This is a genomic window from Tenacibaculum profundicola (assembly GCF_057220795.1).
Genome location: NZ_CM170137.1, coordinates 3,049,863 through 3,066,580 on the forward strand (window position 1 = coordinate 3,049,863; position 16,718 = coordinate 3,066,580).

Genomic DNA, 16,718 nt, shown 5'->3' on the forward strand with positions numbered 1-16,718 from the left:
AACATAAAGGTAACATAAGCACTATGCAGTGTTGTTAATTTTGCAAAACTTAATTATATACAAAGAATGGGAGATCCATATATTTTAATGTTAGTCGCTTTAGCTGTTTTAGCTATAGTAGATTTAGTCGTCGGGGTTAGTAACGATGCAGTTAATTTCTTAAACTCAGCAATTGGTTCAAAGGCAATCAAAGTTAGAAATATAATGATAATTGCCAGTATTGGGGTGTTTTTTGGAGCAGTAACTTCCAGCGGTATGATGGAAGTTGCACGTAAAGGGATTTTCAATCCTAATATGTTTATGTTTCAGGATATTATGTTCATTTTTATGGCGGTAATGATTACAGATATTTTATTGCTAGATGTCTTTAATTCATTAGGAATGCCTACATCGACAACAGTGTCTATTGTATTTGAATTATTAGGAGCGGCGGTTTGTATATCTTTAATTAAGATATCTCAGAATGACAGCCAAACCCTAGTTGATATTTGGAATTATATTAACCATAAAAAGGCGGTGGAAATTATTAATGGAATATTACTGTCCGTCGTAGTGGCTTTTTCTGTAGGAGCACTTGTTCAGTTTGTGTCCCGATTAATATATTCCTTTAATTTTGAAAAAAGAGCAAGTTATATAAATGCTTTATTTGGAGGGTTTGCTATTACAGCTATCACTTATTTTATTATTATAAAAGGAATGAAAGGAACTCCTTTCTATAAAGATGTAAAGCATTTAGTTGAAGGGAATACACTGCTTATTATCGCTATTAGTTTTGTGGTTTGGAGCTTGTTGTCTCAGGCGTTAATCAGCTTGTTTAAGGTAAACGTTTTGAAATTGATTATTGGCGTTGGTACATTTTCTTTGGCAATGGCTTTTTCAGGTAATGATTTGGTTAATTTTATTGGGGTACCAATAGCCGCTTGGAATTCATATCAGGCTTGGGAAGTGTCTGGTGTTGCACCGGATGCATTTTCTATGGAGATTTTAGCTAAAAAAGTGCCGTCAAATGTCTGGTTATTACTTTTGGCAGGTGGTATAATGGTAGTGACATTATGGACGTCGAGTAAAGCTAAAAATGTAATTAAAACGGGTATTGACTTATCAAGACAAGGTGAAGGACATGAAAAATTTCAGCCAAACCCCTTATCTAGAGTTGTGGTTAGAGCAGCCATGGGAATAAATAAAGGAATAACCTTTATTTTGCCATCTCAAGTTACTGAATATATAGATTCTAAATTTCAAAAACCAGTAATTGTGTTACCTAAAGATAAAACCTATGAGATGCCGGCGTTCGATTTGGTTCGAGCATCTGTTAATCTGATAGTAGCGGGTATTTTAATATCTATAGCAACCTCTATGAAATTACCGTTGTCAACTACCTATGTAACGTTTATGGTAGCTATGGGTACATCGTTAGCAGATAGAGCTTGGGGGCGTGAAAGTGCCGTGTACAGAGTTGCAGGAGTGATCAATGTTGTTGGTGGTTGGTTTTTAACTGCCTTAACCGCTTTTGTCGTTGCGGCGATTGTAGCGTATTTAATTAGTTGGGATAAAATGATGATTCCGGTATTGTTACTAGTTGTTGGACTTTTAATAGGTAGAAATACGTTAATCCATAGAAGGAAATCAAAGGAAGAAAAGAAACAGGTTCATATGGAGAGAGCTGAATTAACTACTATAAATGGTGTTATTGAAGAAAGTTCTAGTCATATCGCTGGAGTAGCCAATAGAATTAATAAGTTGTATTCGAGTGTGGTTAACGATTTGGCAAATCATGACCTGATCAAGCTTAGAAAAACTGATAAGCATGTTACAAAGTTAAATGACGAAATTGATAGTTTGAAAGATGGTGTGTTTTATTTTATTAAATCTTTAGACGATACTTCTGTTCAAGCGAGTCGTTTTTATATTTTAATTTTAGGGTATTTACAAGATGTAGCTCAGTCAATTAGTTATATTTCAAGAGCGACATATAAACATGTAAATAACAATCATAAAAATCTCAAAAAAGGACAATTAAAAGATTTAAAATCTATTGATAATAAATTATCTAAAATATTGGAAGACATTAGTACTACCTTTGTAGATAGGAGCTTTGATAATTTAGTGCATATTATCGATGAAAAGAAAGAGCTGTTAAAAGAAGTTTCTTATTCAATAGAAAAGCAAGTTGAAAGAATTAGAACTGATGAAACGAGTCCTAAGAATACTACCTTGTACTTTAGTATATTAATTGAAACACAAGATCTGGTATCTGGTTTAATGAGTTTACTAGAAACGTATGAAGAGTTTCATGTAAGTACAAAGAGTGTTATCTAATTGATTTTCATATTATAATATAAAAAAAAGTTATAAATTGCAACCCCTTGACGTATTCAAGGGGTTATTTTTTACAACAAAAAGCTATGAAAAGAAACAGTATATTAATTGCCCTAGTTTTTGCTATTTTTAAATGTTATTCTCAAAAAGAGAGATCATCTAAAATAGGAACTATTTTAACTGAAGAATTGGAAATGTCTGTTTATGATAAAGATACTACTGCGAATGCAGTAGTATTGTATGAGCATGCGAATTATTATATTGATGAAGAACGTGATTATAAACGAACAACTGATTACTATTTTAAAATTAAAATTCTTAAGAAGGAAGGTTTTGATAAAGCAACAATTAGGATTCCAGCATATAAAAAAGAAAAAATATATAGGATAAAAGGAGTCACCTATAATCATTCAAGTATAAATACCATAAAATCTACTGATTTAATAGATGGCAACATTTACGAAAAACAACATAATAAGAACTTCAAAGAAATAACGTTTACAATGCCTAATGTTAAGGTAGGCAGCGTTATAGAATACACCTATACGATAACTTCTCCTTATTCACATATAGATGATTGGTTATTCCAATCTGATATTCCAAAACAAAAGAGTGATTTTACCGCATCTATTTTAGGAAATTGGAAATATAATGCTGGTCTTATTGGTTTTTTAAAATTGGATAGAAATGAGGCAAAGATTATAAAAGATTGTATGTATGTTAGAGGAGTGGGAAGAGGAGATTGTTTGAGTGTTTTATATGGTATGGATGATATACCTGCATTCAAAGAAGAAGATCATATGTTAAGCGCGGATAATTTCATGTGGAAAGTTACTTTTGAACTGCAATCTTTTTTTGATACAAGTGGAGGAGTAACCAATTTCACAAAAACATGGAAAGATGCTGATAAAAGGTTGAAATTGAATTTTCTGGATAATCAAGCTTCTAAGAAAAGCTTTTTCAAAAGAAAATTACCATCTAATTTTTTTGAAATTAAAGACCGCTTGGTTAAAGCTAAGGAGATTTATACATATATTAAAAATCATTTTAATTGGAACGAGAAATACTGGCCTTCAAGAAAGGTGCGGATAAAGAAAGCTTTCGAGAATAAAACCGGAACTATTTTTGACATCAATTTGGCTCTTTATAACTCACTCCAAGCAGCCAACATAGAATCATTTTTGGTATTGACTTCTACTAGAGATAGAGCAGTGCCGAATAAATTATATCCTGTAATTAATGATTTTAATTATCTTTTTGTAAAAGTTATCATTGATGGTCAAATTTATTATTTAGATGCTACTAAAAAAGACTTACCTTTTGGTTTGGTTCAGTTTGATGCCTTGAATGGTGATGGAAGGGTACTCGATTTTAAAAATGGTAGTTTTTGGGAAACTATTACGATGAATAACAAGGCAACCAAAAATATAAGTGCCAAATTAAACCTTGATTCTAGTGGTATGATCACAGGGAAACTGATAATAAATTCAAGAGGATACTATGCGTTAAATAGGAGAGAAGAACTAAAATCTCAAAATGAAGAATCTTATTTGGATGCATTTGAAGCGGAGTATCCATATCTAGCGGTAGATTCGTTTAATGTGGTTGATTTAGAGGATGCAGAAGAGCGTTTACGTGAGGAGTATAGTATTACGATGGATGATGTGGAGAAAGAGAATAGCTACGGTGTAAATCCTTTTTTAGTGGAGAGATGGACGATAAACCCCTTTAAATTAAATAAACGTGATTATCCTGTTGATTTTGGGTATCCAATTGCAAATACGTATAGATTTTATTTGGAAATTCCCGAAGGGTATACCGTAAAAAGAGCTATTAAAAACAAAGCATTTAGATTACCCTATAAGGGTGGGAGATTTTTTATTAATGTAAAAATAAAGGATAATGTAATTATTTTGTTTGCTAAGTTAAGCTTAAATAAAAGTATTTATAGTAGTGATGAATATTATGCGTTAAAAGAGTTTTTTAATAATATAATAAAAACACAAGATACCATGTTAGAAATAGTACCAAACTAATAAAACCGTTTTGTGTTTATGAATAGATTTTAACGATTTTGTTAAGTGCTTTATATTATTTCTGATGTTAATGTACCGCCCATAATTGTTTATGGTAAATTTCAATCAATAGGTGATAGAATTTTAAGCCTAATTTTCTCTAATAGTTCGCGGGTATAAAACATAAGATGGCAGCAAGGAAATGATGGGTAATTTCACCTAATAATGGGCATATTTCGTTCATGTTTGATCGATCTAGACTGTTTCTATATAAAAAAAAGAGGCTGTATAATTAGAATTATACAGCCTCTTTTAATTGATAACAAGTACTATTATAACATAGTTACTTTACCTGTTTTGAGCGAGTAAACACCACCAACTATTTTTATTTCACCATTATCTTCCATTTCTTGAAGTATTTTACTCTTTTCACGAATTCTTTCAATGGTTAACTTAACATTGTTTTCGACAGTTTTAGCAACAAATGCACTGTTCGATGAATCACTGGCACCTTCAACCTGTTCTGAGGCTAGTTTGGCAGCAGGAACAATATTATCTAACATGGCAGTAATGTTTCCTAATTCTACACCATCACAGGCAGCTTTAACTGCTCCACAACTTTCATGACCTAGTACAAGTACTAATTTACTTCCTGCTACAGCGCAAGAATATTCCATACTTCCTAGAATATCCGTGTTTTCAAAATTTCCAGCAACACGAGCCACAAAAACGTCTCCGATCGTCTGGTCAAATACCATTTCTACAGGTACTCTTGAGTCGATACAAGATAAGATAACAGCTTTTGGAAACTGCCCTTCGGTAGTTTGTTTTACTAGTTCAGTAAGGTTAGAATTAGTTAAGTTGTTACTTACATACTTTTTATTCCCATCTAATAAATCCTGTAATACTGTATCAGGAGTTAGGGAGTTTTGAATGTCTTTTGTAATCGCTATATTTCTCATTTTAATGTTTTTTAATGTTTGTCTTTTACATGTTGTTTTACCCAGATTAAACAATCATTGAAATTGTTAAAAATTGATGTTTCAGGAACGAGATCTGGGATAATATCAATACGTTCCATCATATATCGGGGTTGCTCTAGTACATCTACGAAGAGTATGTTTTTCCCTTCTTTTTTCAAATCAACTAAAATGTCTTCCAAAGCATATAATCCAGACTGGTCTAGATACTGCATTCTATCCATTCTTATAATAATGGTGGAGGCATTTACTGGAATTTGTTTTGCTAATTGCTGAAAATTACTGGTAGAACCAAAGAATAACGGGCCTTTAATGTGTTTTATGAATACTTCTTCTGCTAGAGTTTTAGGGAAATCTTTTTCATCGGCCCAGGCTTCCTCTTTCAGAGGCTTTACATCAGAGCGCTTTCCAGTTAAATCCCCGATTTTTTTCATAAACATTAAAGAAGCAATAACCAAACCAATCCCTACGGCATATACCAAATTCCAAAAAGTAGAAAGTAACAATACAACAATCATTATAATCACTTCCGAGCTAATCCTAAACGGTCCAATTTTGGTGTCTCTTGGCAAGTTAGGAATGGCTTTTAACCCTTTATAATCCATAACCCCAATACCAACAGTAATTAAAATTCCAGCTAATACCGCAGCGGGTATTCTTGAAGCAATAGGACCTAAGCCTAATAAAATAATAAGTAACATAATACCAGCAATCATTCCAGACAATTTTGTCTTACCGCCAGAGTTTATATTAACCACAGTTCGGATGGTTGCTCCAGCACCTGGAATACCTCCGAAAACTGCAGCAATAGTATTACCTATTCCTTGACCAACAAGCTCTTTATTAGGTTTGTGTTTCGTTTTGGTCATGTTATCAGCTACAACAGATGTTAACAAAGAATCAATCGCTCCTAATAGTGCAAGCGTTAGTGCCGTGAAAATATACGGTGTAATACCAGCTAGGCTGAAACCAGAGAAAATTTCCATATTAGGGAGCGGGAATCCTCCAGGAATTTCTTCAATAGGTCTGTAATTAAGACCGAAACCAATGGCTATACTGGTCATTACAACCAACGCAACTAACGTACTTGGTACAGTTGTTGTGATTCGCTTAAACCCATAAATAATAAAAATAGTACCTAATGCTAATATGATTTCCAGCCAGCTAATATTTTGTAATGCTCTTGGTAAAACCTTAAAGGTACCTAAAACTCCGGAAGCTTCTTTGCCAGCAAGAGTTTTGCTTTCTTTTAATATGGCAGCCTGTGTTGTGGCTTCAGCTCGCCGAATGGTTTCTTTAAAATCTTCTAAGACTAAAATTCCTTCACCTGCCTCATCTTTCAAGATGTTTTCTAAAATTATTTCTTCAGCCTGTGGTTTGAATCGCTCTACAAATTCCGTATCTTCTTTTGGATAATAGCCTACCGATGGTAAAATTTGTGTTACCAAAATAATAACACCGATAGCGGTCATAAAACCAGAAACTACAGGATAAGGAATATATCGTATATACTTACCCAAACCAAGAATACCTAGCATTATTTGAAATAACCCAGCTACTAAAAATACGGTTAAAATTGTCGGTAGTGCTTGGTTTAGATCACCATCATTTGTTGCGATAATACTAGCAATAACGACCATGCTCACCGCTGTCATTGGTGCTGTTGGCCCTGATATTTGGGTGCTTGTACCGCCAAAAAGGGCAGCAAAAAAAGCAATAAATATAGCGCCATATAGCCCTGCACTAGGTCCTAGCCCTGAAGAAACCCCAAAAGCTAATGCCAGAGGTAAGGCAACAATACCTGCTGTAATACCTCCAAAGAGATCGCCCCTTAGATTCGAAAATAATTGTTTCATTTTTTCACGTGTTGAGTAGGAAATAAATATACTAAAAAATTAAGAATCTGCAAGAAACCGATAGTTAATTTAACTATTAGTTTAAGTCTTGCAGTTCATTTTTAATTTAGTTGGCTACCACCAAAGAAACACCTAGTTTATGTACTAATTCATTTACTGAATTTGCGGTCATTTTTTCTTTACTTGTTTTATTAACTAGCAATAAATTAATGCCGTTGTTTAATAAATGAGTCGATAGTTTACTATGAATATCATTATTTTTCTCGAAAACAAATTCTTTCACTTGGTCGTTATCCTGTTTTTCTGTTATACTACCATTTTCATGAGAGTTTATAATCCTAAACAGCTTTAGCGGTTTTTGAATGTTTTGTATGATATCTTTCACAAAATCATCAGTGTTGTCTTGCTTAGACCCATTTAGGATTCCTAGTGATATTTCTTCGTTAGGATTCAATTCATTTTGCTCTGAAGCTATGATCATTGAACCACGATGCTTTTTAAGAATGAATTGAGTAATGTTGTCACCCAATAATCGTATGGGTTTTCGTTTACCTATTACCACAATATCTGGATTGTTCTCTTCTAAAAAACGATTGATTTCCTCCTTTATATTCCCGAAAGTGAATGACGTATTTATAGAAACGTTATACTTTTCAGAAAAGGGTGATGTTAGTTGGCTTATTGCCTTGCTTGTCTTGGTGAATTCAGAGTTAATGCTCCTAGCAGCCGATAATTGGTTGTCAGTACGAACAATATCGGTAGGTTTTTTCACATGAAAGAATTCGATACTTCCATCAATTAGTTTTGCCAAACTAATTGATGTTCTTAAAGCTGTTGTCGTGCCATTTCCTAAATCAGATAACACCGCTATTTTATATTTTGCGCTATTTTTGTTCATCTAGTTTGTTTTTAGGCTGTTTTTGGTCTTAATTTAAAGAATTCAATAAAACTCGATGGGTTTTCTACGACCCCTCGTTCAGAGTGTAATTTGATGTCAATATTTCTTTCTTTTGCTTTAAAAGCGAAATCTTCAAGAATTTCAACGATATCGTTATCTAAATAACGAGTTTTTCTCACGTCTAATTCTAAATAAGTATCTTTCGGAAGATTATCCAATTCTTTTAGAATTGCACCCTTATTAAAGAAAGTTACTTCTTCTGCAAGGGTCATTTTTATTTTATGAAGACCGTTACTTTTATCTTCAATATGTAAGAAGTGTGAGTTCTGGTAACTTTTGAAAAGAATCACTACAATACCTACTGATAGCCCTAGCCCAATACCAATTAATAAATCTGCAAAAACAATACCTAAAACCGTTACTATAAATGGAAGGAATTGTTTTAATCCTTGTTTATACATTGATAAAAACAGGGCAGGTTTAGCCAGTTTAAAACCTACAATTAACAACACAGCCGCTAAAACTGACAAAGGAATTTTATTTAAAAGACTAGGAATCAAGATAACCGAGATGAGTAAAAAGAATCCATGAATTATCGCTGATAATTTGCTCTTACCTCCTGATTGAATATTCGCTGAACTACGAACAATTACCTGGGTAATAGGTAAACCACCTATTAAACCAGATATAATGTTTCCGGTTCCTTGAGCTAGTAATTCTCGATTGGTTGGAGTAACGTTTTTATTTGGGTCTATTTTGTCGGTTGCTTCTACACATAAAAGAGTTTCTAAACTTGCTACTAAAGCAATGGTAAAAGCAACTATCCAAATATCTTTATTCCCAATAGCATTGAAGTTTGGAAAGCTAAATTGATTAAAGAACGTGTCTAAATTTTCAGGTACTGGCACTTTTACCAATTGTGCAGTGCTAATACCTAGTTGTTCATTCCCTTGAGTAATAATATAAAATACGATCCCAATGACAACAGCAACCAATGGTCCCTGTACTAATTGAAAAATTTTACCTTTTTTAGATAGTACCTTATCCCAAAGGATAAGAATTCCTAAACCTATTACTCCGACAATGGTAGACCCTAAATTTATTGCCTCCATAGAATAACTTTCAGCTGTCTTGTCGTAGCCAAAAAAGAACGGTATTTGTTTAATTATAATAATAATTCCAATACCGGTTAACATACCTTTTATTACAGAAGAAGGAAAGTAGTATCCTATGACTCCTGCTTTCAATACACCTAATAATAGTTGTATTACGCCACCTAAAACCACAGCTACAAGAAAGTTCTCATAACTACCTAAGGTTGCGATAGCGGATAAAACGATGGCGGCAAGACCGGCCGCAGGTCCGCTAACTCCAATTTTTGAGCCACTTAGGCTCCCAACAACAATACCTCCAACAATACCAGCAATGACTCCAGAGAATAAGGGAGCTCCACTTGCTAGTGCTATACCTAAACATAAAGGTAAGGCAACAAAAAATACCACTATACTAGCGGGTAAATCATTTTTAATTGATTTGAACATGAAAAGAAAATTTTATCAACTTTTAAGTTGATGGTTTTTAAAAATTATACATAAATAATCTGAATGGGGTAACAAAAAATTCTATAGTTTTCGATTTGGTCATAGAACGTCTAGCACTTAACTGGTTTAGCTAAGTTTTTGCTACTGAGTATTTCAGATCGTAAGCCGAATATTAGGTAAGAAATTCCGGAGGTGGAGATTCTAATTGTAGATTAATAGAGGCATAATCTTTTGAAATATAAGGCACTTCTTTGTGTGTAGTTTTATGCTTATATAAAGATGCTATCGTGTTTACGTAGTATAATTTTATTTCTAATTCTTCTTCAATGCTTTCATCTCCATCTGAGTCACTAATAACTCTGGAAGACTCACATTTTTTTTCAGATAGGCTGATGTACGCAGGTAGCGCTATCGTTGTAATTAGTACAGCAGTTAGTAAGTATATTAATACGTTTTTACCCATGGTTTTTTCGGAAGGTAAAAGTACTATTTGGTAATTAAATTTGTGTTAAAAAATAATTAAATATTAGGTATAATTTTTAAAGTATTTGATGGTAACCAACCAATTTTTCCATCGATCAATTTGATTTTTTTCCAATCATCTACCATATCCAAAACAGAAACCTTAGTGCCTTCGTGCAACGTAAAGATTCTATCCGAATGTAAGGTTGGAGCATTTTTCACAGCAACTTCTTCAGCAAAAACAATTGCGTGCTTTGTCTTAATAGCTTTTGTGTATTGTTGAAAGGTTATTATTAATGTTAAAAATAACAATACGAAACCTATAGAACTCGTAACAAAGTAAAATCGTTTTTTTGGTGGGTTACTAGAAAAATAGAAAAGTAAAAACAAGATACTGGCAATTATTGAGAAAGAAACACTGAGATATGCCCAAGAATTATAATGTAACTTTTCTAGATAATTGGTAGTAAGTTTTTGAAACAATGATTTGGGGAGTTCTTCAATCCTGTCTAATGTTAGCTTATTGGCAATGATTAGATTGTTTTTAGCATCTTCATTTAATGGGTCGAGCAATAATGCTTTCTCATAATTATAAATACTAGGGGCAACCTTGTTTAGTTTATAATGACAATTCCCTAAATTGTAGTATAATTCAGAAGAAACTACGTTTTTATGCTCTATCTGTTGGTAAAGATCAATTGCTTCTTGATATTTACCATCTTTGTATAAATCATTTGCCGTGTTAAATAAGGCATCAGAAGTTTGCGCAGATACAAAAATAGTTGAAAAAAATACTAAAAGGGCAACAATACGCTTTATCATAACTGTTTGTCTAATTGAGTAATTACTAATTTCGCTTTTTCAAATTCTTGATTCATTTGCACGCTGTCAATAGGTGTATAACGGGCAAAGTCACAATCATTAAGAACCTCAATGAATTGATTTATAGTGTCGTTACTAACGTTTTTGTTTGTTAATAAAGAAGTTATTTTTTCTCTACTAATATCAGAAGTTTCTACTTTCAATTTTGCTTTTAAATAGTTGTGCAATGCTCTTTCTAGCGCTTCATAGAAAGCTTCTTTATTACCTAGTTGTTTAGAAGCGGTTGATAAATATCTCTTAGCTAGTTTATCTGCTTTTCGTTGTTTGTTTCCTAGAATATCTTTAGTTCTTTCTTCTTTTTTTCTATTCAAGAGAATTAGTAAAGGAATGGCAATTATTGGCAACAATAAAAGAATATAAAACAACGATGATTTGAAAAAGTCTGAAGTAGTACTGGTAACAAAATTAGAAGATGTTTGAATATATCTAAAATTAGTACCCGTGAGTTCTATGTTTTGTTTGTTTGCAAAGTTTTTGTTTGAATTTGAGGCTAATTCTTTACCCTCTAAAACATTTACAAATAAATCTTCAGATTGAATGGTTTGATATACCTTTTCTTTAGGATCAAAATATGAAAAACTAACTGAAGGTATTTTATACTTTCCTTTAAATTGAGGGACTAAGGTGTAATTATCAGTGATTGAACCTTTTAAGCCGCTAGAAGTTATACTTACGTTTTCTTTCCTTTCAGGTTGATATACTTCAAGTTCTTTCGGTGTTTCTATTTTTGGGAGTTCAAATAATTTTATATTCCCTTTACCTTTAATAGCTACTTTTATTTGTGATGATTCATTAGCTTTTAATAGTTGCTTGCTTAGGGAAACATCAAATGAAAATTGACCAACAGCTCCATTGAAGTCAACAGGTTTGTTTTTAGTAGGTAATGATTTCGCTTGTATTATTTTTTTAGCAGAGGAGAATTCTTTACGTACACGACGCGTAATTACGTTGCCAAAAAAATCGGCACGACCCGTAGGTACCCCCACTACAATGTCCATTTTCATCGGATCAATGGTTAATCTGCCAGATTTCGTGGGAATTAACAATGCTTTGTGTAGAATAGCATATCTATAGTTCTCTCCATTGTAAGTTCCTTCTTTTACCGGAGTTCCGTTTCTATCTATTTCTTGATTCCAAAAACCGTTGTATTGAGGCGATTCTGTAATGGCATTTTCGTAAATAGCAACATTTTCACTAAAGTACAAACGATATTCAACGTACAACCCTTCACCTACGTAAGGTTTTGACTTTGAAATTTCAGCAACTAAATGAATATTTTGAGAGGCAATATAGTCTGGATCGTTTGGGTTTTTGGGTAATTCAATAGCATCTAAAACTATTATCTTTACGGTATTAGAATTTAGAACGTTACCATCAACTTCTATAGAAGCTGGAGGCAAATTAAACTCTCCTTTTCTTTTGGGTTGTAGAATATAGGTATACTTTTGAGAGAAAGAGATCTTACCATTAATCCAAGATTGACTTACCGATTGACTTGGCCCACCAACGACTTTAAAGTTGGTGAAATTCGGAGATTTAAAATTATCGGCTCCTTGTTTGTTTATTGTAAATTGAATTCTAAACCGTTGATTAACACCGAGCTTGTTTTTGCTAACACTTGCTTTAAATTCACTTTTTTGAGCGTTAACTGCAAAGGTAAAAACACTTAAGAGTACTACTATGTAAAATTTCAAATTACTAATCATTTTTAACATGCGCAAAAATAACATTTTAACTATGCATTTTAATATAAAAATTTCATAATTTTTGAATATAGAAACGGTGTTTAGATTAACTTTAACCGAAATACAGTCAAAAACTTACCAGTCTTTTTCTTGCTTAACCTTTTTTCCTTTAGATTTTTTTACATTCATTTTCTTCTGAGTCTTTTTTTCTTCATTGTTCAAACTCTCAAGCAATTGTTTCATTTCCTCTGGAGTCATTTTTCCTTGTTGAGGTTTTTGTTTTTGATCTTTTTTATCCTTGTTGTCTCCTTCCTTTTTATCTTTTTGATCTTTTTTGTCCTTTTGGTCTTTTTTATCCTTGTTATCCTCCTTGTCTTTTTTGTCCTTTTGATCTTTTTTGTCCTTCTGGTCTTTCTTATTGTCTTTGTTGTCTTTGTTGTCTTTGTTGTCCTTCTGGTTTTGTTGCTGTTTTTTCAGTTCTTTTTGAGCAACAGCTAAGTTGTAACGAGTTTCATCGTCATTAGGGTTGTTTCTTAGAGAGTTTTTATAAGCATTAACCGCTTGTTGGTACTGCTTTTGTTCGAGCATGGCATTACCTATATTGTGAAAGGCTTCTGCTTTAGAAAATTTATCTTTAGCCGTTTTTGCTGTTAACTCAAACTGGGAAACAGCTTCTTTGTAATTTTTGTTTTGATATAAAGAGTTACCGAAGTTATAGCTAGCTTTATCATACTTACTGTTTTTACCTAAAGCTTTTCTGTAGGCAATAGAAGCCTCATCAAACTTTTGCTTATTATATAGTTTGTTTCCTTCACGCAGTAAATTGCGTGCGTCGCGTTGCAATTGCAAAGTGTCTTGTTGTGCATTCGCAACTATCGAAATAGTTGCCAATAACAGACTGAATAAGGTTTTTAATAAATTGTTCACACTCCTAATTTTTAACTTCTTCATTAAATAAATCTATTTTCTTTAACCATTTGGTTTTTCTCTCAAATAAAAATATGTCAAGTATTAAAAACAATAACCCAAGACCTAAAAACCATTGGAATTGATCTTTGTAATCAGAGAATTGTTTCGTTTCAAATTCGCTTTTTTGGGCATTAGCGATAATGTCAACTATCTCTTTTACGGGTGTTTCTGTTTTGTTTCCGTCAATATAGCTTCCATTGGCTATTTCGGCAATCTCTTGTAATATAGGGGCTTTTCTTTGCGTAATAACGGTTTCACCTTGTCGGTCTTTTTTATAGCCAATAAGTGAGCCATTTAATTTAATAGGAATAGGCCCTCCCTTTTCACTACCAACACCAATGGTGTAAACTTTTACACCTTCGTTAGCTATGTTTTGCGCAATCTGTTTGGTTTCTTCTTGATGGTCTTCCCCATCAGAAATTATAACTAAAAAACGATTGGTTTGCTCGTCATTATTATAATAGGTTTTGGCTAAATCTAGGGCTTCGTTGATGGCGGTGCCTTGGCTAGAAACCATATCGGGATTTGCGTTCTGTAAAAACATTTTGCCAGCAGCGTGATCCGTTGTAATCGGTAACAAGGGGTAGGCGTTACCTGCATAAATAATAATACCAACTCTATCACTGCCCAGCTTATCGATAATTTTAGAAATAATTTGTTTAGATTTTTCTAATCTATTTGGAGCAATGTCTTCTGCCAACATACTTTTTGAAACATCTAAAGCAAAAACAACATCTACTCCTTCTCTTTTTACAGTTTTTAACTTAGTTCCCATCTTAGGGTTTACAAGTGAGATGATCAAAAATGATAAACCCAACAAAAAGAAAACTAATTTCAAAATTGATTTAAAGTTGGAAGAATTTGGAGCTAATTTTGCTAACAAATCTGAAGAAGCAAACTTTCTTTGCGTTCTTTTTTTCCACCATAAAACCAATAAGAAAATTAAAACTATTATTGGAATAATTGCGAAAAAGTAAAAATATATAGGCTCTTCTATTTTATACATAAATCAATGCTAATTATATAAAACTTTTAAAAATTGTGTTTTTTAACAAAAACTCGAGGAGCAAAAACATACCCGCTATGAATACCCAAAACCTGTATTGTTCGGTATAATTATAGTACTTAAATTCTTCAATTTTTGTTTTTTCGAGTTTATCTATTTCATCATAAATAGCTTTAAGTTTTGTGTTGTTCGTTGCTCTAAAGTATTTTCCTTCAGTTTCTTGAGCAATGTGTTTTAACAAACTCTCATCAATTTCAACTTGTTGGTTTCTAAACGAAATTTTACCTGTACGCGGGTCCTTTGCCCAAGGGAAAGGAGCCATACCGTTAGTTCCAATTCCAATAGTATATACTTTAATGTTGTTACCTTTAGCTAATTCGGTAGCGGTTTTTGGATCTACAAACCCAGCATTATTTACGCCATCGGTTAAAAGTATGATGACTTTACTTTTGGCTTTACTTTCTTTTAAACGGTTAACAGCAGATCCTAGCCCCATTCCTATTGCAGTGCCACCTTCTAATTGCCCCCATTTAATTTCTGCGATAGTTCGTTTTACAATTGATTTATCACTGGTTATAGGGGTCTGTGTAAAACTTTCCCCAGCATATACCACAATACCTATTCTATCATTGGGTCTTCTATTTATGAAATCAGTAGCAACTCGTTTTAAAGCTTCTAACCTATTTGGTTTTAAGTCTTTGGCGAGCATACTGGCAGATACATCAATTGCCATAACAATGTCGATACCTTTGTTCGTTTTTGTCTTTTTGCTTATATCAACATTTCTAGGTCGTGCTAATCCAATAATAATTGCCGTTAAGGCAAGTATGCGGAGAATATATAGGGCAGGTTTAAGTTTTGATACGAATGATGATTTTATTGAAAACCCTTTTAAACTTGCTATTCTTAACTGCGCACTATCCTTTTTTCTTGTCAAGAAGTTCCATGTAGCTAACAGCGGTATGAACAACAGCAACCATAAAAATTCTGGACTATGGAATTCAAAATTATTGAACATTTTCTACTGGTTGTTTTGATAGGTTAGACATGGATATTATTTTAGAGATTCCAAAAGAAATTAATAAAATAAACACTAACATTATTGTTATTAATAGGAGCCTTGTAACAAGGTTAGGCTTTTTTACCTCTGGCTTTTGAACAATTGCTACAGGTTTGCTATAGCTTATTTCTGAATTTTCTTCAGTTGTTGATGGTTTTATATGATTAATAATATATTCAGCTATAGTTCTGTCAGTCTCAATTTCTTGAGCTAAAGGTTTGGATTTAGCAAACTTCACAAGGTCAGATTGTTGTAGTAGTTTTTCTAGCTTTTTAATGGTTTCTTTTTCGGTAACAATCACTTTTGCGTCACTAAAATCCGCTAAACTTTCAACTAATTCATTGGTTGTTTGCTCCAAGGCTTGAATATGAAGTTCTTTTTCTATATAACCTCTAACTATGTCTGTTAATTCACTATAGAAAGATTTTACTTTATTATTTTGCCATAATAATTTCTCGTCAAGAAGTTGAAGTTTTCTGAGAGCTTCTTGGTATGGAGCTAGTTTTGGAATTGCTGTTTTAGTGGTGTCGTTCTCCGTTCTTTTAAGAGCAAAATACAGTGTTGTAATTACGATTAATAAAATGGCTAAAGCCCAGTATATATATAATTTAATATCATCAAACTGATAAGGTTCACCTTTTATTCCTTTAATAGGGAATTTCTTGATTTTTGCTGTATCTATAGGAACCGTAACAACACTGATCAATAAGCTATCTGTTAAGTAAGCTTGGTTTTTTACGAAAATCTGCTGTTTCGGAATATAGTAAGCTCCACTATCAAATCCAGTAAGGATATATTTTTTTATGAGTTTATTATTGAGGGTGTCTATTTTTAAAGAATCAACAACTTCTAATGCGTTTAAATTTTCGAGTTTTGGAATAATAACATTTTCAGTCTCATTCACGGTGATTCGATACTCAAATTGCTCTCCAATTCTAATGCTCGTCGTATCAGTCTCTACCTTAACCATCGATGATTGAGCATAACTAACTGATACGGTAAGAAAGAGTAATATGTAAAATAATTTATACTTCATTGTTTGGTG

Annotated in this window: 13 protein-coding genes; 2 read left to right on the plus strand and 11 right to left on the minus strand. The window is 32.8% G+C overall.

All coding sequences use genetic code 11. The features are described from left to right. Positions 1-66 precede the first annotated feature (66 nt). On the plus strand, positions 67-2,319 hold the full coding sequence (locus AC2TDS_RS13110) for an inorganic phosphate transporter (RefSeq protein ID WP_484736031.1): 2,253 nt from the start codon (positions 67-69) through the stop codon (positions 2,317-2,319). A gap of 86 nt (positions 2,320-2,405) precedes the next feature. Further along, the gene (locus tag AC2TDS_RS13115) at positions 2,406-4,355 is read left to right on the plus strand and encodes a DUF3858 domain-containing protein (RefSeq protein ID WP_484736032.1); all 1,950 of its coding nucleotides are present in this window, start codon (positions 2,406-2,408) and stop codon (positions 4,353-4,355) included. Positions 4,356-4,666: 311 nt separating this feature from the next. On the opposite strand, the gene AC2TDS_RS13120 is transcribed toward AC2TDS_RS13115, so the two are convergent. From AC2TDS_RS13120 to AC2TDS_RS13170, 11 genes are all read right to left on the minus strand, one after another. After that, positions 4,667-5,296, minus strand: coding sequence for a carbonic anhydrase family protein (locus tag AC2TDS_RS13120; RefSeq protein WP_484736033.1), 630 nt, complete (start codon positions 5,294-5,296; stop codon positions 4,667-4,669). A gap of 11 nt (positions 5,297-5,307) precedes the next feature. Beyond that, entirely contained in the window at positions 5,308-7,170 is a 1,863-nt protein-coding gene (locus AC2TDS_RS13125; RefSeq protein WP_484736034.1) for a SulP family inorganic anion transporter, read from the minus strand. 106 nt (positions 7,171-7,276) lie between these two features. Then, a complete protein-coding gene (locus AC2TDS_RS13130; protein WP_484736035.1) occupies positions 7,277-8,068 on the minus strand; it encodes a universal stress protein in 792 nt (263 codons plus the stop codon). Positions 8,069-8,079: 11 nt separating this feature from the next. Beyond that, positions 8,080-9,609 carry a SulP family inorganic anion transporter gene (locus AC2TDS_RS13135; RefSeq protein ID WP_484736036.1) on the minus strand — a complete coding sequence of 510 codons (1,530 nt, stop codon included), beginning with the start codon at positions 9,607-9,609 and terminating at the stop codon, positions 8,080-8,082. A 172-nt stretch (positions 9,610-9,781) separates the two neighbouring features. After that, positions 9,782-10,072 (minus strand): hypothetical protein, encoded by a 291-nt coding sequence (locus AC2TDS_RS13140; RefSeq protein WP_484736037.1) that lies wholly within the window; start codon positions 10,070-10,072, stop codon positions 9,782-9,784. A 56-nt stretch (positions 10,073-10,128) separates the two neighbouring features. Beyond that, complete coding sequence (locus tag AC2TDS_RS13145; RefSeq protein ID WP_484736038.1) at positions 10,129-10,893, minus strand: tetratricopeptide repeat protein; 765 nt, start codon at positions 10,891-10,893, stop codon at positions 10,129-10,131. Further along, a complete protein-coding gene (gene batD, locus AC2TDS_RS13150) occupies positions 10,890-12,647 on the minus strand; it encodes an aerotolerance protein BatD (protein ID WP_484736039.1) in 1,758 nt (585 codons plus the stop codon). The genes AC2TDS_RS13145 and batD overlap by 4 nt, the downstream gene beginning before the upstream one ends. Before the next feature lie 126 nt (positions 12,648-12,773). Then, positions 12,774-13,589 carry a TPR repeat aerotolerance protein BatC gene (gene batC, locus AC2TDS_RS13155; protein ID WP_484736040.1) on the minus strand — a complete coding sequence of 272 codons (816 nt, stop codon included), beginning with the start codon at positions 13,587-13,589 and terminating at the stop codon, positions 12,774-12,776. Further along, on the minus strand, positions 13,570-14,613 hold the full coding sequence (locus tag AC2TDS_RS13160) for a vWA domain-containing protein (RefSeq protein ID WP_484736041.1): 1,044 nt from the start codon (positions 14,611-14,613) through the stop codon (positions 13,570-13,572). Before AC2TDS_RS13160 ends, batC begins: the two co-directional genes overlap by 20 nt. A 13-nt stretch (positions 14,614-14,626) precedes the next feature. After that, on the minus strand, positions 14,627-15,631 hold the full coding sequence (locus tag AC2TDS_RS13165) for a vWA domain-containing protein (protein WP_484736042.1): 1,005 nt from the start codon (positions 15,629-15,631) through the stop codon (positions 14,627-14,629). Next, complete coding sequence (locus tag AC2TDS_RS13170; protein ID WP_484736043.1) at positions 15,621-16,709, minus strand: hypothetical protein; 1,089 nt, start codon at positions 16,707-16,709, stop codon at positions 15,621-15,623. Before AC2TDS_RS13170 ends, AC2TDS_RS13165 begins: the two co-directional genes overlap by 11 nt. Between the last annotated feature and the right edge of the window lie 9 nt (positions 16,710-16,718).